Origin of the sequence: Enterococcus sp. 7F3_DIV0205, from assembly GCF_002141365.2 — a bacterium.
In the GTDB taxonomy this organism is placed as follows: Bacteria; Bacillota; Bacilli; order Lactobacillales; family Enterococcaceae; genus Enterococcus_L; species Enterococcus_L palustris.
In genome coordinates this window covers 1,387,800-1,410,107 of record NZ_CP147244.1, presented here as the reverse complement: position 1 = coordinate 1,410,107, position 22,308 = coordinate 1,387,800, and the positions used below count along the sequence as shown (strand labels likewise).

Here is a 22,308-nt window from a genome sequence, read left to right as displayed (position 1 = left end):
TTTGAAGAACACTTGTTTAAATGACGCTGAGAGACTTAGAAATTATATTAATGAGTTTTGAGTAGGAAAAATCATTAATATAATTTTTATTATAAAGAAGGGGCTTTTTTTTATTTCCAATAAAATGTTATAATTAATTGATTTTATAATTTAGCAAAATATATAAGGACGTGTTTCAATGAAAAAAATTTCTTCTCCCGTCATACGTGAGATAAAATACAGTGAGAAGGATTTAAGTAAGTTTGAAGATATAATTTGCAAAGAGGAAGATACTAATAAAAAGATTCTTCTAAACTACCCAACTGTATACATTATCAATGATAAAAACAATAATGAAAAATTTTCTGTTTATATAGGAGAAACTGCCGATATTAAACGTAGAACTATTCAACACCTTAATATTGATCCAAAAAAACGTGTTGAGTGGAAAAAACTTTCAACATCGGATACTTCCAAAATGCTTGTAATTGGTCATGATCATTTTAATAAATCGTTAACATTAGATATAGAGAATCGGTTAATGTTATATTTATCCAGTGCGGATAAAGTTGATTCTCTATATAACCGACGTATGAATGAACAGAATGAGTATTACACATCTAATGAATTAGATTCGATTTTTTCAAAAGTATGGACTGGTTTACGTAAAATCAATAAGGACTTATTTCCAATAGAAAGAATAATTAAAGATTCTGCTATTTTTAAAGCTTCACCTTTTCACAAATTAACAGATGAGCAAATACGTGCAAAAGATTTTATATTATTAAGAATAATGGAAGCATTGACAAGAGAAAAAACGGGACAGTTAATTTTAGTAGCTGGTGAAGCTGGGTCTGGAAAAACTGTTTTAATGAGTAGTTTGTTTTATGAGCTAAGCCAATTAGAACAAGATGGTGATGAGAACATCATTTATAAAGATCTGAGTAGCTTTTTGCTAGTTAATCATGATCAGCAATTAAAAGTATATCAGCAAATTTCAAACAAATTAGGTATTACCTCTAAAAAGAAATCTAACTTAGTTAGTAAACCAACAACATTTATAAATAATCATTCACCAGAAGAACCTGTTGATGTTGTAATTGTTGATGAAGCGCATTTGCTTTGGACTCAAGGCAAACAAGCTTATAGAGGAAAAAATCAACTATATGATTTATTAGAACGTGCCAAAGTTGTAGTTGCAGTTTTTGATCCAAATCAAGTGTTAACGACAGAACAATTTTGGGAAGCTGAAGAGTTAGCCAAATTACAGCATGAAGCGATTCAAAACAATAACTATATTCTTCTTACTAATCAATTAAGAATTAATTCAGATAAACAAACGGTAGAGTGGATTCGATTGTTGATAGATGAACAGAAAATTAATGTCATTCCTCAAGATAAAAAAGGATACGACTTACAAATATTTGACAGTCCTGATGAATTACATAAGGCAATAAAGGAAAAAGCGAAAAATCAAAATGCAGGAATTTCAAGAGTCATTGCAACTTTTGATTGGGATTACGTTAGCAAAAAGAAGCCTAAAAATGAAGATTATTGGAACGTCAAAATTAATGATTGGTCACTTCCATGGAATTTACAGCTTCCTCAAACGAAAGAACAGAAGATAAAAAATAGAAATTTATCATGGGCTGAACAAGAACAGACGATAGATGAAGTTGGCTCAACGTTTACAATTCAAGGATTTGATCTTAACTATGCGGGTGTTATTATCGGACCCTCAGTCAAGTATAGAAATAATAAAATTATTTTTGATAGAGACGGTAGTAGAAATAAGAAAGCTACTCAAAAAAGAAAGTTAAAGGATAATAGCAAAGAATATTTTTCTGATACTCTCCTAAAAAATGAACTTAATGTATTACTGACTAGGGGAGTTAATGGCCTATATATTTATGCAGTTGATGAAGAGTTGCAGCAAGCGTTAGTAAATGCAAAAAAAGAAATGAGTGAAAATAAGAATGAATCAAACTAAAAATAGTATGCAAAAGATTAAAGCGTTTCGTGATGATCGTAACTGGCGCCAGTTCCATAATGAGAAAGATTTAGCTATTTCAATTTCACTTGAATCTTCCGAATTGCTAGAATTATTCCAATGGAAAACATCTGAAGAAGTAAAAGCCTCAAAAATTGAAAGAATCAAAGAAGAACTTGCAGATGTGTTGATTTATTCATACATGTTAGCTGATAATCTTGATTTTGACATTGATGACATAATCGAAGAAAAATTGGTCAAGAATAATATTAAATATCCAGTTAACAAAAGTAAAGGTAGCAAAAAAAAGTACACTGATTTTAATTAAGACGATAAACTAGGAACACTCCACGAAGTGAACCTAGTTTATTTTTTATCAACATCACTTCCTCAAAACTCCAACCGAAACCTTCCTCTCCCCATCCAACTTCCTAACTTTCTCCCCCTCAATCGCCATCAACCTCAAAAACTCCTCAAAAAAAGCATGAAACAAATGCCCACAAGCATAATACTCCTTCACAACCTGCTTCTTATTAATCGGCCCTTTCCGAAACTGAAAAAAATGATCCAACACAGCAAGCGGCTCCTCCCAAGACTGCAACCGATCCAACGTATGCTGCAAATCCGTAATATCCTGATAAGGAATCACCTTTAAACTCTGACCTTCTTTTTTCATAACCCATTTCCTCCCTTTTTAAAAGTACTCTTAAAATCAGTAATACGAAGCGCTGAACAACAACATCCAACGCCCCAATACTTAACTCATTTATCTACGCATTGACCAAGGCAACGATGAAACAAACCAGTGATAAAAACGACTTACGCATGGTTTTTCTAAGCCTGTCCGTATTCCTATCACTTTCTTCTCAAAGCAAAACAAAAAACGCTATTGTAGTTTTTGCGAACCACCAATACCGTCATCAATCCCCTAGATAAAGCCCAAACCCTCCATAAAATACCAAACCCTAACCAAAAATTTCCAGACAGACTAGAAAATCCTAGTAAAATTAGGTACAATAAAAAGAGCTAGTGCTTATGTGCTAGCAATTGGCAACTTGTATAGATAGTTTGCTCTGTCTATGCAAGGCTTCATCATGTGATTGCTGTCAGATGATGAAGTGCCTTTTTCTATTTAATTGGTTGTTTTGCGTTTGAACGAAACCTCCTTTCATTAAATTTGTAGAATAGAAAAAAACGATACCAGGTAACCTCACCCAATATCGTTCACAATAGTCCCAAAGAATCATCTACCACTTTTTCAGCATAACCCAAAGAGAATCCAAGAAACCTATAGAAAAATAGGCAAACTTTAGGTACAATGAAAGAAGCTAGTACATGTTGCTAGCACTATTGGCAACTTGTTTGGGCAGTTTGCTCTGTCTTTACAAGGCTTCAACTGTCTGGTTGCTGCCGGACGTTGAAGTGCCAATTTATTTTTATATTCAGATTAGAACAGTTCATGTGGATATGAACTGTTTTTTTATTGCAAATCACAGCGATTACTTGAAGAGCTGATGATACGCAATACTTGGCGACCGAAGAGAGAGAAGTCTCCCTCATTCTATTCTACCTCTTAAGTATATCCGAAAAGAATACGAACACGCAACATAATTTTTCTTACACATACCATTAAATAACACTAAAAATCGTTCCCCTATATATAAGAAAAAATAACAAAAAAATTCTTCTGAAACCATATCAAAATCTTCTAATAACAACCCTATAAAAGTAAAATTAATCATTTTAAAAATTCGAAGAGTAAAAAATGCTCACTGTTAGAAAATCAACTTGAGAACATCAATGCAAAAAAATAGAGATTAGATTGGAAAATTCTAACATCGGTACTGGAAACATACTAGAGATAAAGTTCTCATAAAAACAAGAGTTTCAAAAATATATTGGTAAAAATAAGTGTGTTCATATGTTAGACTGGTAAATGGAATGGATTTTATACAATAAGAATAAAAAATGGTTGGGGATCTAATTCAATTATTCCCACAAGAAATACGTACAAACAAAAATGCACAGAAAATTCGCAACAAGTTTAAGAACTTTTACCGAAACTGCAATCGGAGCAAACCGCGATTCGATTAAATTAGAAAGGTAGAAATTAGAATGAAAAAGAAACATAGAGTTTTGTTAGTTATAACAATTATCGTACTAATAATATTAACGATAGGTGGCAAAATATATCTTGATGAAAAGTCTTTTAACGATGAAATGGTGAAGGTTGTAAAGAGTGAGGAAGCAAAAAAAGTTTACGAAAAAACGATTAAAAATAATGATCCTAAAGCTTTTACAGCAGATGGTATTATTCAATCTTATGAAATAGATTACGATACGATCAAACATAATCCGATGGGAGGAATTATGTTTAATTTAATTATTAATGATAACAAAAATCTATATATACACGTGACTTTAGATAAGGAAAGTGATGGAAGATTACGAAATAGTTCTGGAGGTCCTTCTTCTGAACTAGATGATTTATTGAATGAGAGGGAAGCTACTAATGATTAGTTTTTCGAATAGGGAAATGGTTCTAATAGCTGAACAAGAATATTCTAAAGAAGTAGTAGCTAATATCATTAACTCGAGGGGAACAACAAAGAAATAGAAGAACTCTAGTCACCCAAAAAAAATACGGGGAGTAGTCAGAATGAAAAAGAAACATAAAATGTTATTAGTTATAACAATAATTTTAATAATAATCTTAGCTATAGGAGGAAAAACATATCTGGATGAAAAGTCCTTTAACGATGAAATGATGAAGGCTGTAAAGAGTAATGAAGCAAAGAAAGTTTATGAGAGAACTATAAAAAATAATGATCCTAAAGCTTTTACTACTGCTGGAGTTATTCAATCTTATGAAGTTGATTATGATACTGTCAAACATAATCCGATGGGAGGAATTATGGTAGATTTGATTGTTAACGGCAATAAAAATTTGATAATAGACGTAATTTTAGATAAAAACAATGAAGGTATTTTAAAAAGTAGTACCGGTGGTACATCTTCTGAATTAGATGACTTGTTAACTAATGAGAAGGTAGATGATGAGTAAAGGGGCGAGATAGCTAAGTAATAATCTGAAGAAGGTAAAACAATAAAGATTGATAGCGGATCCATAGTAATCCGCTATGTCTCAAAATTATTCAATAATAAAAAGTAGAAGAATTGTTAGTTGAGGGGTTATTAGAGTGAAAAATAAACGGTTGAAACGTTTATTGATAATAATGATGATGCTAGGATTAATTATATTAGGCATAGGTGTTAAGGCATATATGGACTCAAAAAAATATATGACTGAAATAGTTAGAAAAAATGAATCGCTTATAGAAAAGGAACTAAAAAAAGTGGCAAAATATATTTTGATGAAAAGTCCTTTAATGATGAAATGGGGAAGGTTGTAACGAGTGAGGAAGCAAAAGAAGTTTTTTAAAAAATAGAGATCCAAAAGCCTTTATAACAGAAGCTATTATTCATTCTTATAAAAGTGTTGAGCATAACCCGATGGGAGGAATAATGCTTGATTTAATTATTAATAATAATAAGTCTCTAAACATAGCCGTTATTCTAGAAAAAGAGAATGAAATAAACACATTAAGAAATGGAGCGGGTGGAGCTTCTCCTAAGTTGAGTCAACTGTTAGAGGGCATAGAAGATTTTTAGTTAAGGAGCTATTAAAATGAAAAGTAAGCAGCTAAAATATTTAGTAGTAGTAATAGTGACAATTATGGTAATAGGAATCGGAATCGGAGGAAAGATTTATATGGATAGAAAAACTTTAAAGGATGAGATGTTGAAAATTGTAACTGATAATAAAGACATAGTAGAAAAAGAATTAAAAGCGCAAGATACATCCAATAGGATCCATAAAATCGACATTGATTATTCTACGATAAAGCACAATCCAATGGGAGGAATAATGTTTGAAGGATATATTAATGGTGAAAAAAAATTAGCATTTTCAACTGGCTTGAATAAATATGTTATGTCAGAAACTGGAGAATACAGTGATGTTCAATCTACAGGTGTAGATATAACAAAAGAATTAGATCATTATTTATCAGGAGGTCGTTTAAATGACAGGTAATCTTACAGATAAGGATAGAGAAAATATAGCTTGAAAGCAATATTCTAATTATAAAGAAGGGCAATCAATTAGTATTCCAGATAAAGGAAATATAGGCTACGTCGCAAAAGCAGTAAACAACAAAGAAACAGGCGAACAAGCCTACATCATTACTGATATAAAGCTACCCGATAACCCAACGCCAGAACAAAGAGCAAGTGTGAGCAATGTGACTGTAATTTACCGCGGATCTTCTGAACCATTTAAAGAAGATGACTGGTTATTAGATTGGTTAGATAACGACATACCTATCGGACAACAAATTTTAACAAATGAATTTACTGGACCAACGCCTCAATTGAAATCGTCTGCAAGAACGCTTGACGAACAAATGTGGTTATATGCAAATGCTTATTTCGATATTTATGGTCATTCTCTTGGTTCAATGAATGGACAGTATGCTTTAGCATCCAGTAAGTATCCAGAACGAATACGTGGTGCTTATCTGTACCAAGGACCAAATATTTACAGTTTACTAACTAAAGAACAAAAACTACAAGCCGACAAACTACGAGATCAAGTATTTAATTATGTCGATTTTAAAGATATGATTCCGATTGGGTATGATCTTAAAGGAATTGGGATCATCATACCAGTGAATTCAAAAGAAGACATTGGGTTTGTTGATCGCCATATGTGGGGTGGTTATCAGTATGATAGTAATGGAAACCTTAATGTACCAGAAGGAAAAATGATTGCGATCAGAACCGCTCAAACAAAGATATTTATTAAGGATCAATTAAATACCTTAGGAAAATTGGCAGCTAAATTAAAAGCAAGTGGAGGCGGATTATCTTCTTCGGAAGAAATATTTTTAGATAGTCAATGCGTATTGGCTATTGCGAACGGCGTTTATCAACTCGTACAACAGGCGATTCAAGATCTATCAAAAGAATACGATACACAGATAACAGAGATTGAAGAATTATGGGAGGATACATTGGATATTGCTAGAAATGTAGGAGCCCATTTAAATGAAAGTGAAAGAATAGATGCTTTATCAGCTGGAGGATGCACCAAACAAACTTTAGTTACTCAGCCGATTAAGGATCTTAAAGATAAATTTTCTGAAATTAAAAGTATTGGCGCAGACTATGTGTCTTTGGTGGATCAAATAAAAGCTGGAGTCCAAGAACAGTTAGCTGCTGATCAAGACCTTGCCAGACAAGTGGGCAATCTATGAGTATGGATCAAGAAAAAGGCAAAATCAAACAAGCGATGTCCGATATGGAATCAGATTTTTTGAAAAGGAAGCGACTGTTTGAAGAACAAGAAGAAGAATTGATGTACGGACGTGATCGAACAAATCGTTCATTTGATGACCTAGCAGAATCTACAAGCTATTATTTAAGAAAATTTGAAGTAGAGGATCATGAATTTCGAATAGCCATGTCTATCATTGAAGTAAATAAAGCAGATCTTTTAACAGAAATTAAACAAGAGCAAAAAAATCTGGAGTCAATTTTCGAAGACGAAAATTATGACTATAAAAAACAACGAGATAGACTGGAAGACCAGTTATTAAGCGTTAGGAGTGAATGAAAATGAGTCGAAAAGGGTTAGTTGATGGAGAAGCACTAGATGCTTTATTGAAAGAAAAACAAAAACAAGCAGAAAAAGCAATAATTCAAGCATCAATCGCAAGTGCAGCACTTTCAAAGATGCAAAGAAAAGTAAATAAAATAGAGCAGAGTACCAAAGATACCATGAATGTAACAAAAGAAAGTGTTAACAATGTAACGGCGGACATGTCCAGTTCTTTAAAAGGATCTTGGGGAAATAAAGCAAAAGAAAGTTTTAAAAACAATAGTCAAAAATTAGATGGTGTTTAAAAAATAAAAGTAAATCAGAAAAAATAACAATTCTAGGTGGTATAACAGACGATATAAGGAAAATAAAAAGGTTTATTCAAAAAATCTGTACTTATGTTACACTTTTCATTGTAGAAAAGTTATGATGGTGGCGACTTCCGAGAGGTGGTGGTACTTATGAAAGTGAGTACTGAAATTTCGAAAGAAGCAACGCCTCTAAAGTCGCCTTGTACTGTTCAACATCAGTTCACAAATCAAAACCATTATTAACTTAAGTTATATTTTTGCTAAAGAACGATTCTCTTTGGTTAAGTACTATCGGATATGAAACGATAGCTTTCTGGTTTTAAACCAAATCAGAGTATCAAAAATTGAAATAGAGAATATACAGCAGTACGTATAATACTATGTTGAGCCCGCTTACATGGTATACTTTATACAGACTAATATACTAAAAAATCTCCACAAAAAGATGCAAAAGGAGGATTTACAATGAAACATATAAAAAAAGAATTCTTACTTAATTGTACTCCAGAAAAAGCTTGGCAGCTTGTCGTTGATCGTAGCAAATATGAAAAATGGGCTGATGCATTTCAAGAAGGGTCAACCTATTCTGGTGAGATGAAATTGAACGAAACGATTTCATTTGTTGATGAGACAGGGAATGGTCTAGTTTCTAAAGTCGTCGTTTTTGAACCAGAAAAAGAAATCAAATTTACCTTCTTAGGAGAGGTTACAGATGGTAAGTATGTGGAAGTACCTGGATTTTCGGAGATGCTTGAACACTATCTATTTGAGCCTGTGGGCAATCAAACGAAAATGTTCGTGGATGTTGCGATGGATGATGAGTATTATGATATGATGAATGATTTATGGGATAAAGCAGGAACGGAATTGATAAAATTAAGCAATTGATGTATGAGCAGAGTGAAATAGACAGTTAAAACGATAAAAATTAAGACGAAAAAAGTGAGACAATAATCGGGAAAAAATGATTATTGTCTTACTTTTTTCAATTTAAGAGTACACAAAGCGCATTCAAACCTGTAGAATTAGAGTAAGGATCGTGATAGAGAGCCTAATAAGAAGTTTAGGTTTTACAAAGAAGGGATGAAATCAACATGAAAAAGAAGGTCTATTTATTCAGCTTTATATTAGTTATGCTAATCGGTTTTGTAACATTTACTATCTACAACAAAATAAATACACAGTCTCAACATAATGAAGAAACAAAACGCCAAAACCAAGCACTAGACAAAGAATCGATTGAACAATTCAAGAAAAAAATAAGTGCGAAAAATACAGAATCATTCTCAATCGACCTTAAAAATGCAGACGCCGAAACGATATACAACACATTTAACGGACCAAATGCAGATTCGATTATTGATCTGTTAGAAATGGATCGTGATGATTCGGATCGAATTTTAGTATTACCAGATGGAACGATATTATCAGGACAAGTAATTATAGATGAAAATGGCACTGAAGTTGATTCTAATACAGATAAAAATAGTATAACGGTTAAAGAACTGAAAGACTTAATTCTACTAAACAAACAAAAAATCGATGAATTAGCAGCTCAAAATAGCCCGATAGAATAGCACTGAAAGACAGAAAATATTGTAATGTTAGCTACGGAAAAGGAAAAATAATGAAAAAAATTAGACCTCAAAACCCAATCTATCTTATATTCAGTTCAATCGTTCCCTGGCGGTTCATCAATACATACTATATTTTAAGCAAGGATCACCTTGTAATAAGTCGCTACTATGCAAGAAAGAACTCAAACGCTTTCAACAGAAAAGTTGATATCTTAGACATAAAAAAATTAGTGAAGTTTGGTTTACCAAAAGATTTAGGTACAGTAATTCAAGAACCTACATTACGTGGAACAAAAGGAACTTATGTTTCTCAAGAGATTCAGTTTCTTTTTGAGGATGGAACGATCATTGGTTGGAATGTTCGTCCGTATACAAAAAAGCAAATAAGACAGCTATCAGAATTGCTATATCTAAGACACGGGGTTATGGCATGTGATGAATTACAAAAAGAAGTGAGAAACAACAGATTCAATTGAATTTAATTTTCTGTTCGCTAGACAAACTCAAACCTATCATCTAAAATTTAGATTAAAGGAGCGTGAGAATATGGATCGTTATAAAGGGGCGTGTTTTTGTGAAGCTGTCCAATTTGAACTGAACTTAAAAAATTTGGATTTAACGATTTGTCACTGTTCCATGTGTAGAAAACTGACTGGTTCTACAGGTTTCGCCAGTTTAGAAGCAGGAGAAAGTCTTCATTTAATGAATACAGATGGCCTATCTATCTTAGATTCTTCTACGGTAGGAGAACGCGCTTTTTGCAATAAATGTGGGACGAGCTTATTCTATCGATTTAAATCTTCAAACGAATATTTTGTACCGCCAGCAATCATTTCTGATTTGCCTGAAGAAAATATTAAGTTGATTGAAGAAATATTTTATGATAATAAACCGTGTTACTATGAATTTTCAAATAATACAATCAAGAAAAATGAAGCAGATTTTCAATAACGGACTGTTGAAATAGAATAAAAAAGAGTTTAGGAACAAAACCTGAACTCTTTTTAATACCCTTAAAAATAATTTAAGTAGACAGTAGGAGATGGTTCAGAGATGAAAAACAAAAGCTTAAAAAATCAATTACTTATTTGCTTCCTTTGTATTGTAATTCCTTTAATACTAGGCGCAATTGCAAGTATCTGGATCAAATTATCAATTTTCGCTATCATAGCGATTATCTACGGCATCATGCTTGTTTTCATGATTCCCTCAGATGTTTTTTTCAGTAGTACTTTAGATTACAATATAAAGTCTGTCAATCCAAGTTATAAAGATGAGAAGCCGGATTTTATTGGCGGAACGAAGCAGCAACTACTCAATTTTGCTGTTGTGGCACTTGGATTAGCTGTTTGTTTACTAATCCTTTTGATAAATTAATGATAAACAATAGGAAAATACTAAAAAGTAAAGTCAAGGAGGAATCAAATGGAAAAGAGATTTTTTGATGAAGATGGAATCCTAAAAGTAATACCCAAAAAGAATAAAATGAAAATGGAAATATTTAATATTCTTATTAGTAATTTTGAAGAAGGAATTACTTACTCAGAAAATGAAGTGAATCATATTCTTAAAGGTTTTTATCATGATTATGCCATATTAAGAAGATATTTAGTTGACTACGGCTTGTTATCAAGAGATGACTATGGAACAAAGTATACAAAGGTTTGCGATAAAGAGGATATACCTTAAAATAAATTGATTTCTATACAAAAAGCTCTCCGAGCAAAATAACCTAAAAATCTCTTATGAACCTGTATAATAAGTTTATCGGTTTATAAGGGGGATGATCATGAAAGACGGCTTGTACTACGCAACACAATTTCGCGAGAAAAAACTAAGCGTAACAGAATGGATCGATGAGCGAGCGCAACAAGTAAAAAAGCTAAATCCTGAATTGAATGCATTTGTGGATTGGGATGTTGAATCAGCGAAAAAACAATACGAAACAAAAGGAGCAGAAACTGGTCCTTTTTTTGGCTTGCCTATTCCTTTGAAGATGTTAGGACAAGATAAAGCAGGCATGAAATCAACGTCTGGTTCTCGTTTATTCACAGAAAATCGTGCTGCTTCTACGGATAATTTTGTAAAAGGCTTAGAGCGATTAGGCTTGATTCCATTAGGGAAAACCAATGCGCCTGAGTTTGGATTTAAAAATATTTCAGATCCAACGATTTATGGCCCCGCTAGAAATCCGTGGAATCTTGAGTATTCGCCTGGTGGTTCTAGTGGCGGTGCGGCAGCGGCGGTTGCTAGTGGTTTGTTTCCAATTGCTGGAGCAAGTGATGGCGGCGGTTCGATTCGGATTCCAGCGTCTTTTAGCGGTTTGATTGGCTTAAAACCAACACGCGGCAGTATGCCAGTTGGACCTGATGGCTGGCGTGGTTGGCAAGGCGCTTCGATCGATTTTGCTTTGACTGTTTCGATGCGCGATACAGAAACGCTGTTCTATCATTTACGCGGAACGGAAAAAGCAGCACCGTATCAAGCACCAAAAGCGGAGTGGAACCATCAATCAGCAGCAGATAAAAAAGTTTTAAAGATTGCCTTTTTAACAGAATCTCCAGTAGAGACACCTGTTTCAAAAGAGGCGATAAAAGCAACACGCAATGCAGCAAAATTTTTAGAGCAACAAGGACATGAAGTAACTGAAATTCCTTATCCAGTAAATGGTCGTCAATTGATCGACAGCTATTATTTGATGAATGGAGCAGAAACAGCTGCCATGTTTGAAGGGATTCAACAAGTCATTCAACGACCTGTTACTAAAACAGATATGGAATTAATGACTTGGGGGATTTACCAATATGGGTTACAGATACCTGCAAGTCAGTATACAAGGTCTTTACAATTATGGGATCAAGCGGCGTATAAAATGGAGCAATTATTTGAAGAATATGATGTATTGTTAACGCCAAGTACTGCGGATACCGCACCTAAAATCGATGCGGAGTTACAAAGTGATCAGATCCGTGAAGATTTAGGACAAGCAGAGGCACTGTCGATTTTACAATTAAAAGATTTAATCTATGATATGTTTGAAAAAAGTTTGACGATCACCCCCTTTACTCAACTTGCAAATCTAACGGGACAACCAGCAATCAGTTTACCTACTCATGTAGCAGAATCAGGGTTACCATTAGGCATTCAATTTATGGCATCAAAAGGGAGAGAAGACATCCTTTTTCAAGTCGGCAAGTTATTCGAACAAGAACAAAAATTCTTATTACCAAACTATTATCGTGAATCATAGGAGGTTCAAATGAAGAAAGTATTTGCTAGTTTTAGTATTGTTGTATTGATTTTAGTGTTAGTGGCGTGTGGCGGGAAAAAAGACGAGACAGCTGGAAAAGATAAAAGTTGGAAAAAAGTCGAAGAAGCGAAGAAATTAACGGTTGCTACATCAGGAACCCTGTTCCCATCCTCTTATTATAATGATAAAAATGAATTAACGGGTTATGATGTGGATGTCATCACAGAAGTTGCCAAACGATTAGATCTTGATGTTGAATTTAAAGAATACAATGTCGATGGTCAAATTACGTCTGTAGATAAAGGTGAATCAGATTTAGCAGCGAATGATTTTGGTCTGTCTGGAGATAGAGGGAAGAAATTTATCTTATCTTCACCGATCAAGTATTCTTTTGACAGTATGATCGTTAGAAAAAGTGATGACTCTGGGATTGCTTCTCTTGAGGATTTAAAAGGAAAGAAAGCAGCAGGTGAGCCAAATACAAATTATATGAAAATCGCTGAAAAATATGGCGCAAAATTGGTAACTTATGATAATGCGACGAATGATCAATATTTGACAGATGTAGCGAATGGTCGAACAGATGTTATTTTAAATGATTATTATTTACAAAAAATGTCAGTAGGTGCATTGCCGGATATTCCAGTCAAAATTTTAGAAGGTGTCTATTTTAATGCGAACTCTACTGGATTTTTAATGAAAAAAGACAATGTGGCATTAAGTGAAAAAATTGATGAAACACTAAAAGAAATGCAAAACGATGGAGCAATGAAAAAAATCTCTGAGAAGTATTTCCAAACAGATGTTTCAGTTGAACCAAAAGAAAAAGTGACAGAAAGTGTTTCAGCAGAATAGATGTATATACCAAAAATCGATTTTCAGTTAATGATTGATTCTATTCCCTTTCTTTTGACTGGTTTGCCGTATACATTAGGCATTAGCTTGGTGACGTTTTTGATGGGGAATGTTTTAGGCATTCTTTTGACTGTCTTAGGGATGTTGCCTTCAAAAGTAATCAAAGGATTTGTACGTTTTTATATTTCTTTTTTACGAGGCGTTCCTGGTTTGGTGTTGTTGTTTCTTTTGTATTTTGGTTTGCCATATCAATTAAGTGCGTTGACTGCAGCCTGTATTTGTTTTAGCTTGACGAGTAGCGCTTTTATTGCTGAAATTTATCGAGGTTCAATCGCAGGCGTTGAAGCAGGGCAGTGGGATGCAGCTTATGCCTTAGGATTACCGTTTGGGAAAGTGATGCGTAAAATTATTTTGCCGCAAGCGTTTCGGATTTCGATCCCAGCGCTAGGGAATGTTGCAATGGATCTGCTAAAGGGAACATCGTTAGCTGCGATGATTACCATTCCCGATATTTTTCAAAAAGCCAAAATCGTCGGAGGGAGAACGTTTGACTATATGACGATGTATATATTAGTGGCAGTGATTTATTGGCTGCTTTGTGTGGCAATCGGTTGGGGGCAAGGGTGGTTAGAGCAACATTATGCTAATCGTTATAAAAACAAGCCTGAAGTGAAAGTGTAAATGATTCTGTGTAAGTAGCCGAGTATCTTAAGGCTGCTTATACAGTTTTTATTTTATCGTCATAATGTCTACTTATCATTCTTTTATTCTTAAAAACGAGTATAATCAATAGAGAGGGATTTACGAAGACAAAAAAGAAAGTAGGAAAGAAAATGGATATGAAAGACATAAAAGAAACAAGTCAGTTTTTAGTGACGGAGTATAAGGATAGTCTTATCAATGGATTCGTTGAAACGCCAAGTCAATTTATGATACGAATGAATGTAGAACCAAAAGTTGAACACTATCTACGACCATTATTAAATCAAGCGGAACAAGAATTTAAAACTAGCAAAAAATAATTTAGACTTGTTGTTGAAGGAGAAGAAGAGCATGTTCGTTTATATTTGCTGTGCTGGTGGGATGACTTCCAGTATGTTTTGTCAAAAAATTGCGAAAGCGGCCAATCCTGAGGAAGTTTATTTTGGGCATCTTCATGATTTAATTGCTGACTTTCAACACTTATCTGAAACATACCCGACACTTATTGCATACGGTGGCGAAGGGGAGATCAATCAGCTAACACTTGAACCAACCTTTAAACCCTATGTTGATCGTGTACTAGTTTGCCCCCAAGTTCGATATAAAACAGCAAGTTTGCAAAAGCTTCTGAAGACTATCGATATTCCTTGTGCAGATATCGATATGAAGACATTCGGGAATATGAATGGAGAAAAAGCGTTAAAAGATATTTTGGATTTTCAGAAAGAATCTTAGGTATCTTGCAAATAAAAATGTTTACTGCATGATCATCAAAGCTTGCCAAAAAGGAGTTATATAGATGATTGTAAAACAATTAGACAAAATGAACATAAAACAAGCGACAGAACTTTATATTTCTGTATTTTCAGGAGAACCATGGCATGATGAATATGACTCTTTTGAAGAGGTAGAACAATTCATACAAAATTTTATGACTAGTGAAACGTATTTGAATTTTGTTGCACTAGAAAATGAAGAAATAATAGGATTATGTCTAGGAATGAAAAAGCCTTGGATCAAAGGAATCGAGTATTACATTGATGAATTTTGTATTAAAAGAGAGCGACAAGGTTCAGGTTTGGGGAGTACTTTCCTAGCTAAGATAGAAAATGATATTTCTTTATTAGGGATGAATGGGTTGATCTTAAATACGGAAGCAAGTTTTGAGTCCACTAATTTTTATCTTAAAAATGGTTTTCATAAGCTGTCTGATTTAATTGTGTTAGGAAAATAGGCAGAACTGAGAGATACATCAGTGTACTCAAAGAACCGTCAAAAATTGCCTGTTTTACAGGCAATTTTTGACGGTTCTTTTTTACGAGTAACTAGTTTAATTTGAAACTAAGACAACGGAGGCACTTGTATTTCCTTTAATATCTTTATTGAGCAAGTGTAAAATGGTGCCTGATTCTTGCTTTGGAATGGCTAAACTAAAGTAGCCGTTGTGATCTGTAGAAACTTCTAAGAGCACTTCGTGAGTAGCAAAAACAAGTTGAATCATTGTTTCAGGTTCACCTTGACCTTTAATAAGTGTCTCGCTTGGCGTAGTCGTGACTTCATTTATTTTGACTAGGTCTGGGGCTGTTTTATCTGCATTTATTAATTTTACATTTGATAAATACATCACAGTACTTGTGCGACCAAGTAGGCTATAGTGTGTCATCTCGGAGCCTAATGTGATGTTTTGCGATTCGTTTGCTTGAGGCGTGTAGATCATTTTTTTATTGATTTTATTTTTAGCTGTTTGCGTTTCTTGCGTCAAGCGTTGCCCAAATCCGTATTTTATGACTTGTTGACTATATTCTTTTGGATTTGGATTATAAGCGTCAAAACTTAGCTCATATGGTTGGCCCTTTATCAAGTCTACTTCTTGTCGAACATAAGCTGCTGAGTTTTTCCACTTTTTGTAGAATTTTAAGCCATTCTGATCTGTAGAAAGAGCGGAGATAATTTCTTTTTTATATTTTTTTAAGACAAATTCATAAGGATTAGACTCTGTAATCGAATGAAAGGTATTTCCATTATTGCTTAGTTGCCAAGCATCAAAACTAGTTTGGGCTGCGTTGCGCTTAAATTCGGTATTAAGGAGTAAATTTGTATCTTCAGCTAGTTGGGGACGTAATGACTTCATTTCATTAACGCTAGCTAAAAAGGACTGGACTTTTTCTTTGTAAAGAGTGCCGCCAACTTTTAAATTCACGCCATGTCCTGCATCTGGAATTGCCAACTGTTCTTTGTACCCTAAAGAGGCTGTATATAATTTGTCTTTGGCAACTGGAGGAATAAACCAATCAGCTGTACCATGAATAAATAGCTTAGGTACGTTTGATTTAGAAACTGCATCAAGAGGTGCAATAGAAAATAAATCGACTTTTAGAATGGGTTTTACAAATTCATTATTCAGAGCATCGATCAATTCATTTTCGCAATTATACCAATCGATTTTATTAACCAAAGGAATGTATTGCAGTTTTGAGGTAAGTAGACGCATAACATCTCGTGCTTGTTGTTCGATTGAGTAGTAACCGCAATCTTCAATGACAGCCTCTACATTAGGATGTGGTTTCTCTTGAGACATCATAACAGTTGCCGCACCCATGGAAACACCGAATAATAAGAATTTTTGATTCGGTTTTCCCGCAAGTTCTTGATCGATCCAAGCGTTTATATCATTTTTTTCATAAGCACCAAATGTGATATAGCTACCTTCACTTTTTCCATGTGAGCGTGCATCTGGAATAATGACATTGTAGCCTAGCTCATAAAGAAATTCCGCTTCTAACATGATCTGCATTGGATTAGAACGGTACCCATGCTGGACCACAGCTGTTTTGTTGGAGTGATTGTCTACATAATAAGCGTGAAGTTTTAAATTCGACTGGGTCGGTTCATCAAAAACAGTGATATAGCGCTCACTTTTATCAGCAACTGTTTCAAACCAAGGGCTGGTCATCTCTATTTTATCCAATCCAGATAAGTCAGAAAAAAGTGTGTTTTCTCTTTTTACAGTGATATCGAAAGCTAAAGAAGCAATCAACTTATTTAACACTGGGCCAAAATTACGTGCATTTGGATTAGAATTTTCTGTTAGATACTTTTCAATCTGATCAATGATTTCCTGTTCTTTTTGTGGTAACTGTTCTCTTTCGGCTGGAGTTTTCGCTTCAAAAGGGTCATTTTGTTGTTCTTGAAGAATCCTTCTACTAGCAGAATTCAAATGTTTATCGGGTTCGTTGTTAGCCTCGATAATTAGAATATTTTCGTTAGCAGCTGCAGTAGTTGGTATTAAAAAACTGAGTAAAACCAATCCAACAATAAATTTTAAGATTTTTTTCATTTTTCATTTTTATCCTTTCTGTGATTCAATAATCACTAATAGTTTATTATAATTATCTAAAAAGTCAATAAAAATTTCTAATTAATAAAAATAAATATATTTATATACTATATAAATGACTATGAGATTTTTAAATATGGGCTTTCTTGCAGGAAAAAATACCATCTATTTACCTTCGATCCAAACAATGAGATAATTATTCTGAAAAAAGTTTAATTATGGAGGGGAATAAGTTGGGGGAATCATTAGTTCAAAATCAGTGTTCATCTTGTGGGGGAGCGATCACTGATCCAAGTTTTAAAAATTGTCCGCATTGCGGAACATTGTTGGATAAGGTACAAAAGACAATCAACGAAAAAAATAAAAATATCGAGCTTTGTCAAAATTGTGGCTCACCGGTGACCTTTAACATTGAAAAACAACAATTTGCTTGTGACTTTTGTCATTCCACATTCACGACAAAAACAGAAAATGATCTTGATAATCTGATATTTGAGGCAGATAATTTGATTCCGTTTCAAGTACCGGAAGGTCTAGTGAAGAAGCAATTTCTTGAATGGTTGATCAAAGGAGTAAATGTACCGTTAGATATTTTGGGGAAAATCAATACAATCCAGCTTGAACAAGTTTATATTCCATATATGGGCGCAAACGTTACGTATGAAGGAGCTTGGGGAGCAGATATTGGGTATAATCGATCAGAAACATATACGGAGTACGAAACAAGGGAAGATAAAAAAGGAAATAAATATTCTGAACCAGTCACAAAAACACGCACAGTTGTTGACTGGAATCATTCAAGTGATATTTTTTCTGGTACCGCGTTTAAGAGCTTTCTGATCAATAGTGAGTTGACTGGATCGGTTGCGGAGTTCGCTGAAAAAGTGAGCCATTTGGTTTTTTCAAGTGATGTAAAACCGTTTGATGACCATTATACTGCTGGCACTAGACAGTTAAAGATTTCATCAGATCGAGTTTCTGAAGTTCTGCGTTCAATTCGTGGTTTTACTGAGAAAGAAGCAGCTAAAAAAATGCAAAGTATTTTACCAGGTGATAGCAACAAAAATGCTAAAATAACAAAATTGACGTATAAATTGACGTCTAATTATACGTATGTACCGTTTTGGAAAATCACATATAAATATGAAGGTATTGATTATATCGTGATTGCTACGGCAGTCAAGAAAGACAAAATTGAAATGGAAGGCAATAGACCAGTAAGTCAAGAAGATTCAAGTGTTGAACGGAGAATGAAGAAAAATGGTCGATATGGTCTTTTGGCAAGTCTACTATTTTTCTTGATCAATATATTTGATGTTTTTTCAGATGCTGCAGGTCCAGTTCTTGCGGGACTGGTTTTAGTTGGGATTGGTGTCTGGATTTATTATGCCGTTAGGAGACATCATTTCTTAAGTACAAATAAAAATTATCTGAAAAATAATCTACTTGAATACCCAGAATATACAAGTTTACTAAAAGAATATCCAGAATGATGTAAAACGAGGTTGGGACAGGAGTGTTTAATCCCGAGAACCAAGTAGGTACTGTGCAACATCAACTCATTCCTCGTTGTGTTTTGCGACAGTTTCAGCTTATTTTCGAAAGGATTGCTCCTGCTCTCACCGCTTATCTGGATTCCACGTGAGTGGGATATGACTCAAAGAGTTATGTCCCACTCCTATTTTTTTGTAGTGAAATTATTTTATTTTAATTCTAGAATGATATTCTAAACCTTTTCGTTTTGTGCTATTATTATGTGTAATTGTTAAAAATAAATTATCGTAGGAGGGGAAAATAAATGGAAATGACAGATATGTTAAGTAAACTAAATCTAAATTCTACTTCAAAGAACAAGCTAGATTTAGACCACATTTCAATAGAAAAAAATGTCATCGCTCTCGATGATCGCACACTTCAAATCAGCAATGTCTCCCAAATATTTGTAGCAGAGCCTGATTCAAAGATTCCTTGGTTAGCAGGGCTTTTATTTATGATTTCTGCAGGTTGGTTTTCACAACGCCATTTTTCGGGTATTTTAGGAATGATTATTACTGGTTTTTATATCTTTTTAGTAATTATGGGCAATTTAAATAAGGGTTATTATATCTATTTCAATTTGAATTCTGGATTCACCTATTTGATCCATTGTGAAAATAAAGAATTTGCTGAAAAAGTGCGAGAAGTGATAGAAGGGTGCATCAATGATGTTCATCGCAAAGAAAAAGTAGTTATCAATATGAGACAAGAAAATATCCAGATCGACAATCGAGTCGTAAGTGTTGACCAAAGTATCAAGGATAGTACAGTTGTAGCGGGCGATAATAATGAGGTGAATAGATGAAGATAAGAGGAAATGATTTTGGCGGCATCAATAATTCAACAGTTGTGATAGGAAATAATAACAAAGTCACGAATGGAAAAAGTGAAGATATCGATTGGGATACGTTTTCAGCAGAACTTAAATCATTGTTAATGGCGCTTCCACAAAATAGTGAAGAATTTCAAGCTTGTATGGAATTGCTGACGGAGTCGACTTCAAAGGATGAAGGTAAGGTAACGACATTTTTGAAAAAGCATGTGCCCCAGTTTACATCAGATGTTTTTAGTAGCTTAGCAAGTACACTTCTTTCTGATACAATCAAGAAATTGATGGTCGGTATGTAAGCAAGTTGGCAAAGTAAGTTAGGTGCGAGTCCTAAGCTCACATGAAATCACTGGGAGACCCGCACCAGTTTTTGGTGGAGAAGAAGTATTTTTAGCAGGATTTCTCATTGAAATCACATTTTTCGGTTTTTTTTTAGTTGGGAATATAGTGTTTTGATTGGGAAATACTGTATTTTCACGGTCTCACTCTATTTAGAGTGAGTGGATTGAAATAATGCTGCTTCTTGCTCCATTACTTGTGTCTGTGCTGTCTCACTCTATTTAGAGTGAGTGGATTGAAATAAGTCTAACTCATCCGGCGAAGCTCGAAAGTGGCAGTCTCACTCTATTTAGAGTGAGTGGATTGAAATTGAACATCAACTGCAAAACTGGAAATCAACTGATGTCTCACTCTATTTAGAGTGAGTGGATTGAAATCTATTTCGTTTAGGCTGTTAGGTTAGTTCGCTTGCGTCTCACTCTATTTAGAGTGAGTGGATTGAAATACAGGTAATTGGCAACAAGCTTGGCAAGGTTTATGTCTCACTCTATTTAGAGTGAGTGGATTGAAATGCCGATTTGTCTGAGCTGCCCTTTGATGTCTTTGGTCTCACTCTATTTAGAGTGAGTGGATTGAAATATGCTCCGCTATGTGTATGGCTTATCTGTTCCGCGTCTCACTCTATTTAGAGTGAGTGGATTGAAATGTCAAAAACTGCATCAGGAAATTCTTTTTTTAGATGTCTCACTCTATTTAGAGTGAGTGGATTGAAATAGCAATCTCCTTAATGGTCCTAATTCCCAACCAATGTCTCACTCTATATAGAGTGAGACAATTTGAAACTAACAAATAAAAACTATTCAAAATCATTAATTATCCGAGATGGAAGCAGTTCACCATACATAATTGTAATAATCAAGTTGTAAAAGAGATGGACGCGGTTCCTATTTTTCGATACTATGAGTATACATAGGATTTTTATATAAAAATCCTATGTATGTTTTTTTAATCAAGGAGGAGTTACAGAATGAAAAAATCAGTAAAATCATCAATGATTGTATTGGCTCTAGGGTTGGGATTGTCGATTGGAACCTCTGAAGAAGTGGAAGCGGTGGCTGAGCCAGCTTACTCTTATTTTAATGATATTGGAGTAAGAGTTTCTTTATTTTCTGGCGTTGAAAAAGTTTATTCCGATCGTTACCAAGCTGAGTTGACTGAGTTGAGTGAAGAGTATGAGAACGGGTTGATTACTGGGGAGGAATTTGATAAATTAGTAGATCAACTGAATGAAAAGGATGAAAAAAGTTTTCTTGAAAGAGAAGCACTGTTTAATACCTATAGTTTGCTGAAGAAAGATGATATAAAAAAAGTGACTCACTTTGATACAGATTTTGACGAATATTCCTCTCTTACTGGGTTTGAGCAGATGGAAGCTTTAGAACAAGTCCAAGGTGAAGGTGGAAAATTCAATAGTTTTAGAGAACTAGGTGAGTTAAAAAAATTGAAAACAGTTATGTTGGAAGCAAACAATCAACTAACGTTAAACAGTTTTAAACAATTAACTAACCTAGAAACCATCGTATTGTGGTTCGATGGATTTGAAAATAGTGAGGAACGTAGTAGTCGGGAATATACACAAGCTTTAACGACCGACATTTCAGCATTGTCCAATTTGGATAAATTAAATGAATTACGAATTAATGCTAGAGGGAGAATGGCAACAATCACTTTGAAAAAGGGAACCACTTCTTACCAATTGTTCGATCCAATCGTGCCATCAAAACAATTTTCTGGTGCTACGATGAAGTATTCATCAGGAATTGAGAGCAGTGAGTGGTTGGAATGGAACGATTTAAAAGGGGACGAAAAATATTTGGAATTTAGCTGGCAGATAGAAAAAGGACAGAATATCTCTTATTCTGGAGAGGGCCAAATTCCTATTCGCTGGAAGTGATACTCTTTGAGCAAATCAGTGTAGAAAAAGAAGTAGGAAAATCTTAT

The 22,308-nt window shown here is 34.2% G+C and carries 28 protein-coding genes and 1 CRISPR repeat array; of the genes, 26 read left to right on the top strand and 2 right to left on the bottom strand.

The window, feature by feature from the left end:
• Positions 1-178: 178 nt before the first annotated feature.
• Positions 179-1,969: a DUF2075 domain-containing protein gene (locus tag A5821_RS06645; protein WP_339099053.1), complete on the top strand. Its 1,791-nt coding sequence runs from the start codon at positions 179-181 to the stop codon at positions 1,967-1,969.
• Positions 1,956-2,297 (top strand): MazG-like family protein, encoded by a 342-nt coding sequence (locus tag A5821_RS06640; protein WP_086313789.1) that lies wholly within the window; start codon positions 1,956-1,958, stop codon positions 2,295-2,297. Before A5821_RS06645 ends, A5821_RS06640 begins: the two co-directional genes overlap by 14 nt.
• A 54-nt stretch (positions 2,298-2,351) precedes the next feature.
• Here the strand turns inward: A5821_RS06640 and A5821_RS06635 are convergent, their stop codons facing one another.
• Entirely contained in the window at positions 2,352-2,645 is a 294-nt protein-coding gene (locus A5821_RS06635) for a hypothetical protein (RefSeq protein ID WP_086313788.1), read from the bottom strand.
• Between the two features lie 1,439 nt (positions 2,646-4,084).
• Between A5821_RS06635 and A5821_RS06630 the strand changes: the two genes are divergently transcribed.
• From A5821_RS06630 to A5821_RS06535, 20 genes are all read left to right on the top strand, one after another.
• The gene (locus A5821_RS06630) at positions 4,085-4,489 is read left to right on the top strand and encodes a DUF1310 family protein (protein ID WP_086313787.1); all 405 of its coding nucleotides are present in this window, start codon (positions 4,085-4,087) and stop codon (positions 4,487-4,489) included.
• A 139-nt stretch (positions 4,490-4,628) separates the two neighbouring features.
• A complete protein-coding gene (locus tag A5821_RS06625) occupies positions 4,629-5,033 on the top strand; it encodes a DUF1310 family protein (protein ID WP_086313786.1) in 405 nt (134 codons plus the stop codon).
• Between the two features lie 136 nt (positions 5,034-5,169).
• Positions 5,170-5,382, top strand: a complete 213-nt coding sequence (locus A5821_RS06620) for a hypothetical protein (protein WP_086313785.1) — start codon at positions 5,170-5,172, stop codon at positions 5,380-5,382.
• A gap of 52 nt (positions 5,383-5,434) precedes the next feature.
• The gene (locus tag A5821_RS06615) at positions 5,435-5,641 is read left to right on the top strand and encodes a DUF1310 family protein (protein WP_339099115.1); all 207 of its coding nucleotides are present in this window, start codon (positions 5,435-5,437) and stop codon (positions 5,639-5,641) included.
• Between the two features lie 16 nt (positions 5,642-5,657).
• Positions 5,658-6,065: a DUF1310 family protein gene (locus A5821_RS06610; RefSeq protein ID WP_086313784.1), complete on the top strand. Its 408-nt coding sequence runs from the start codon at positions 5,658-5,660 to the stop codon at positions 6,063-6,065.
• Between the two features lie 208 nt (positions 6,066-6,273).
• The gene (locus A5821_RS06605) at positions 6,274-7,287 is read left to right on the top strand and encodes a hypothetical protein (protein WP_139844049.1); all 1,014 of its coding nucleotides are present in this window, start codon (positions 6,274-6,276) and stop codon (positions 7,285-7,287) included.
• The gene (locus tag A5821_RS06600; RefSeq protein ID WP_086313782.1) at positions 7,284-7,646 is read left to right on the top strand and encodes a hypothetical protein; all 363 of its coding nucleotides are present in this window, start codon (positions 7,284-7,286) and stop codon (positions 7,644-7,646) included. Before A5821_RS06605 ends, A5821_RS06600 begins: the two co-directional genes overlap by 4 nt.
• A gap of 2 nt (positions 7,647-7,648) precedes the next feature.
• On the top strand, positions 7,649-7,936 hold the full coding sequence (locus A5821_RS06595; protein ID WP_086313781.1) for a hypothetical protein: 288 nt from the start codon (positions 7,649-7,651) through the stop codon (positions 7,934-7,936).
• Between the two features lie 471 nt (positions 7,937-8,407).
• Positions 8,408-8,830 carry an SRPBCC family protein gene (locus A5821_RS06590; protein WP_086313780.1) on the top strand — a complete coding sequence of 141 codons (423 nt, stop codon included), beginning with the start codon at positions 8,408-8,410 and terminating at the stop codon, positions 8,828-8,830.
• A 206-nt stretch (positions 8,831-9,036) separates the two neighbouring features.
• Positions 9,037-9,519 (top strand): hypothetical protein, encoded by a 483-nt coding sequence (locus A5821_RS06585; protein ID WP_086313779.1) that lies wholly within the window; start codon positions 9,037-9,039, stop codon positions 9,517-9,519.
• A 50-nt stretch (positions 9,520-9,569) separates the two neighbouring features.
• Positions 9,570-9,995, top strand: a complete 426-nt coding sequence (locus tag A5821_RS06580; protein WP_086313778.1) for a hypothetical protein — start codon at positions 9,570-9,572, stop codon at positions 9,993-9,995.
• A gap of 70 nt (positions 9,996-10,065) precedes the next feature.
• Complete coding sequence (locus tag A5821_RS06575) at positions 10,066-10,470, top strand: GFA family protein (protein ID WP_086313777.1); 405 nt, start codon at positions 10,066-10,068, stop codon at positions 10,468-10,470.
• A gap of 102 nt (positions 10,471-10,572) precedes the next feature.
• Positions 10,573-10,896, top strand: a complete 324-nt coding sequence (locus A5821_RS06570; protein ID WP_086313776.1) for a hypothetical protein — start codon at positions 10,573-10,575, stop codon at positions 10,894-10,896.
• Positions 10,897-10,944: 48 nt separating this feature from the next.
• Positions 10,945-11,208 carry a DUF2087 domain-containing protein gene (locus A5821_RS06565; protein WP_086313775.1) on the top strand — a complete coding sequence of 88 codons (264 nt, stop codon included), beginning with the start codon at positions 10,945-10,947 and terminating at the stop codon, positions 11,206-11,208.
• A 100-nt stretch (positions 11,209-11,308) separates the two neighbouring features.
• Positions 11,309-12,769 (top strand): amidase, encoded by a 1,461-nt coding sequence (locus tag A5821_RS06560; protein WP_086313774.1) that lies wholly within the window; start codon positions 11,309-11,311, stop codon positions 12,767-12,769.
• 9 nt (positions 12,770-12,778) lie between these two features.
• A complete protein-coding gene (locus A5821_RS06555; RefSeq protein ID WP_086313773.1) occupies positions 12,779-13,624 on the top strand; it encodes a transporter substrate-binding domain-containing protein in 846 nt (281 codons plus the stop codon).
• Positions 13,625-14,305: an amino acid ABC transporter permease gene (locus A5821_RS06550; RefSeq protein WP_086313772.1), complete on the top strand. Its 681-nt coding sequence runs from the start codon at positions 13,625-13,627 to the stop codon at positions 14,303-14,305. It begins immediately after the preceding gene.
• A gap of 152 nt (positions 14,306-14,457) precedes the next feature.
• Entirely contained in the window at positions 14,458-14,646 is a 189-nt protein-coding gene (locus A5821_RS06545) for a hypothetical protein (protein WP_086313771.1), read from the top strand.
• Positions 14,647-14,677: 31 nt separating this feature from the next.
• A complete protein-coding gene (locus tag A5821_RS06540) occupies positions 14,678-15,061 on the top strand; it encodes a PTS sugar transporter subunit IIB (RefSeq protein ID WP_086313770.1) in 384 nt (127 codons plus the stop codon).
• 64 nt (positions 15,062-15,125) lie between these two features.
• Positions 15,126-15,560 (top strand): GNAT family N-acetyltransferase, encoded by a 435-nt coding sequence (locus A5821_RS06535; RefSeq protein WP_086313769.1) that lies wholly within the window; start codon positions 15,126-15,128, stop codon positions 15,558-15,560.
• Positions 15,561-15,656: 96 nt separating this feature from the next.
• Here the strand turns inward: A5821_RS06535 and A5821_RS06530 are convergent, their stop codons facing one another.
• Positions 15,657-17,663, bottom strand: coding sequence for an alpha/beta hydrolase (locus A5821_RS06530; RefSeq protein ID WP_339099052.1), 2,007 nt, complete (start codon positions 17,661-17,663; stop codon positions 15,657-15,659).
• Positions 17,664-17,896: 233 nt separating this feature from the next.
• Between A5821_RS06530 and A5821_RS06525 the strand changes: the two genes are divergently transcribed.
• The 4 genes from A5821_RS06525 (at position 17,897) to A5821_RS06510 (ending at position 22,261) form a co-directional block, all read left to right on the top strand.
• Positions 17,897-19,156: a zinc ribbon domain-containing protein gene (locus tag A5821_RS06525; protein ID WP_086313767.1), complete on the top strand. Its 1,260-nt coding sequence runs from the start codon at positions 17,897-17,899 to the stop codon at positions 19,154-19,156.
• A 305-nt stretch (positions 19,157-19,461) separates the two neighbouring features.
• Complete coding sequence (locus tag A5821_RS06520) at positions 19,462-20,004, top strand: hypothetical protein (RefSeq protein WP_086313766.1); 543 nt, start codon at positions 19,462-19,464, stop codon at positions 20,002-20,004.
• Positions 20,001-20,327, top strand: coding sequence for a hypothetical protein (locus A5821_RS06515; RefSeq protein WP_086313765.1), 327 nt, complete (start codon positions 20,001-20,003; stop codon positions 20,325-20,327). Before A5821_RS06520 ends, A5821_RS06515 begins: the two co-directional genes overlap by 4 nt.
• Positions 20,328-20,507: 180 nt before the next feature.
• Positions 20,508-21,081: a CRISPR direct-repeat array (repeat unit 33 nt; unit sequence GTCTCACTCTATTTAGAGTGAGTGGATTGAAAT).
• A 253-nt stretch (positions 21,082-21,334) separates the two neighbouring features.
• On the top strand, positions 21,335-22,261 hold the full coding sequence (locus tag A5821_RS06510; protein ID WP_086313764.1) for a hypothetical protein: 927 nt from the start codon (positions 21,335-21,337) through the stop codon (positions 22,259-22,261).
• Positions 22,262-22,308 lie beyond the last annotated feature (47 nt).

Coding starts and splice junctions, on each gene's coding strand:
- A5821_RS06645 (WP_339099053.1), top strand. CDS start 179: ATGAAAAAAATTTCTTCTCCCGTCATACGTGAGATAAAATACAGTGAG.
- A5821_RS06640 (WP_086313789.1), top strand. CDS start 1,956: ATGAATCAAACTAAAAATAGTATGCAAAAGATTAAAGCGTTTCGTGAT.
- A5821_RS06635 (WP_086313788.1), bottom strand. CDS start 2,645: ATGAAAAAAGAAGGTCAGAGTTTAAAGGTGATTCCTTATCAGGATATT.
- A5821_RS06630 (WP_086313787.1), top strand. CDS start 4,085: ATGAAAAAGAAACATAGAGTTTTGTTAGTTATAACAATTATCGTACTA.
- A5821_RS06625 (WP_086313786.1), top strand. CDS start 4,629: ATGAAAAAGAAACATAAAATGTTATTAGTTATAACAATAATTTTAATA.
- A5821_RS06610 (WP_086313784.1), top strand. CDS start 5,658: ATGAAAAGTAAGCAGCTAAAATATTTAGTAGTAGTAATAGTGACAATT.
- A5821_RS06600 (WP_086313782.1), top strand. CDS start 7,284: ATGAGTATGGATCAAGAAAAAGGCAAAATCAAACAAGCGATGTCCGAT.
- A5821_RS06595 (WP_086313781.1), top strand. CDS start 7,649: ATGAGTCGAAAAGGGTTAGTTGATGGAGAAGCACTAGATGCTTTATTG.
- A5821_RS06590 (WP_086313780.1), top strand. CDS start 8,408: ATGAAACATATAAAAAAAGAATTCTTACTTAATTGTACTCCAGAAAAA.
- A5821_RS06585 (WP_086313779.1), top strand. CDS start 9,037: ATGAAAAAGAAGGTCTATTTATTCAGCTTTATATTAGTTATGCTAATC.
- A5821_RS06580 (WP_086313778.1), top strand. CDS start 9,570: ATGAAAAAAATTAGACCTCAAAACCCAATCTATCTTATATTCAGTTCA.
- A5821_RS06575 (WP_086313777.1), top strand. CDS start 10,066: ATGGATCGTTATAAAGGGGCGTGTTTTTGTGAAGCTGTCCAATTTGAA.
- A5821_RS06570 (WP_086313776.1), top strand. CDS start 10,573: ATGAAAAACAAAAGCTTAAAAAATCAATTACTTATTTGCTTCCTTTGT.
- A5821_RS06565 (WP_086313775.1), top strand. CDS start 10,945: ATGGAAAAGAGATTTTTTGATGAAGATGGAATCCTAAAAGTAATACCC.
- A5821_RS06560 (WP_086313774.1), top strand. CDS start 11,309: ATGAAAGACGGCTTGTACTACGCAACACAATTTCGCGAGAAAAAACTA.
- A5821_RS06555 (WP_086313773.1), top strand. CDS start 12,779: ATGAAGAAAGTATTTGCTAGTTTTAGTATTGTTGTATTGATTTTAGTG.
- A5821_RS06550 (WP_086313772.1), top strand. CDS start 13,625: ATGTATATACCAAAAATCGATTTTCAGTTAATGATTGATTCTATTCCC.
- A5821_RS06545 (WP_086313771.1), top strand. CDS start 14,458: ATGGATATGAAAGACATAAAAGAAACAAGTCAGTTTTTAGTGACGGAG.
- A5821_RS06540 (WP_086313770.1), top strand. CDS start 14,678: ATGTTCGTTTATATTTGCTGTGCTGGTGGGATGACTTCCAGTATGTTT.
- A5821_RS06535 (WP_086313769.1), top strand. CDS start 15,126: ATGATTGTAAAACAATTAGACAAAATGAACATAAAACAAGCGACAGAA.
- A5821_RS06530 (WP_339099052.1), bottom strand. CDS start 17,663: ATGAAAAAAATCTTAAAATTTATTGTTGGATTGGTTTTACTCAGTTTT.
- A5821_RS06520 (WP_086313766.1), top strand. CDS start 19,462: ATGGAAATGACAGATATGTTAAGTAAACTAAATCTAAATTCTACTTCA.
- A5821_RS06515 (WP_086313765.1), top strand. CDS start 20,001: ATGAAGATAAGAGGAAATGATTTTGGCGGCATCAATAATTCAACAGTT.
- A5821_RS06510 (WP_086313764.1), top strand. CDS start 21,335: ATGAAAAAATCAGTAAAATCATCAATGATTGTATTGGCTCTAGGGTTG.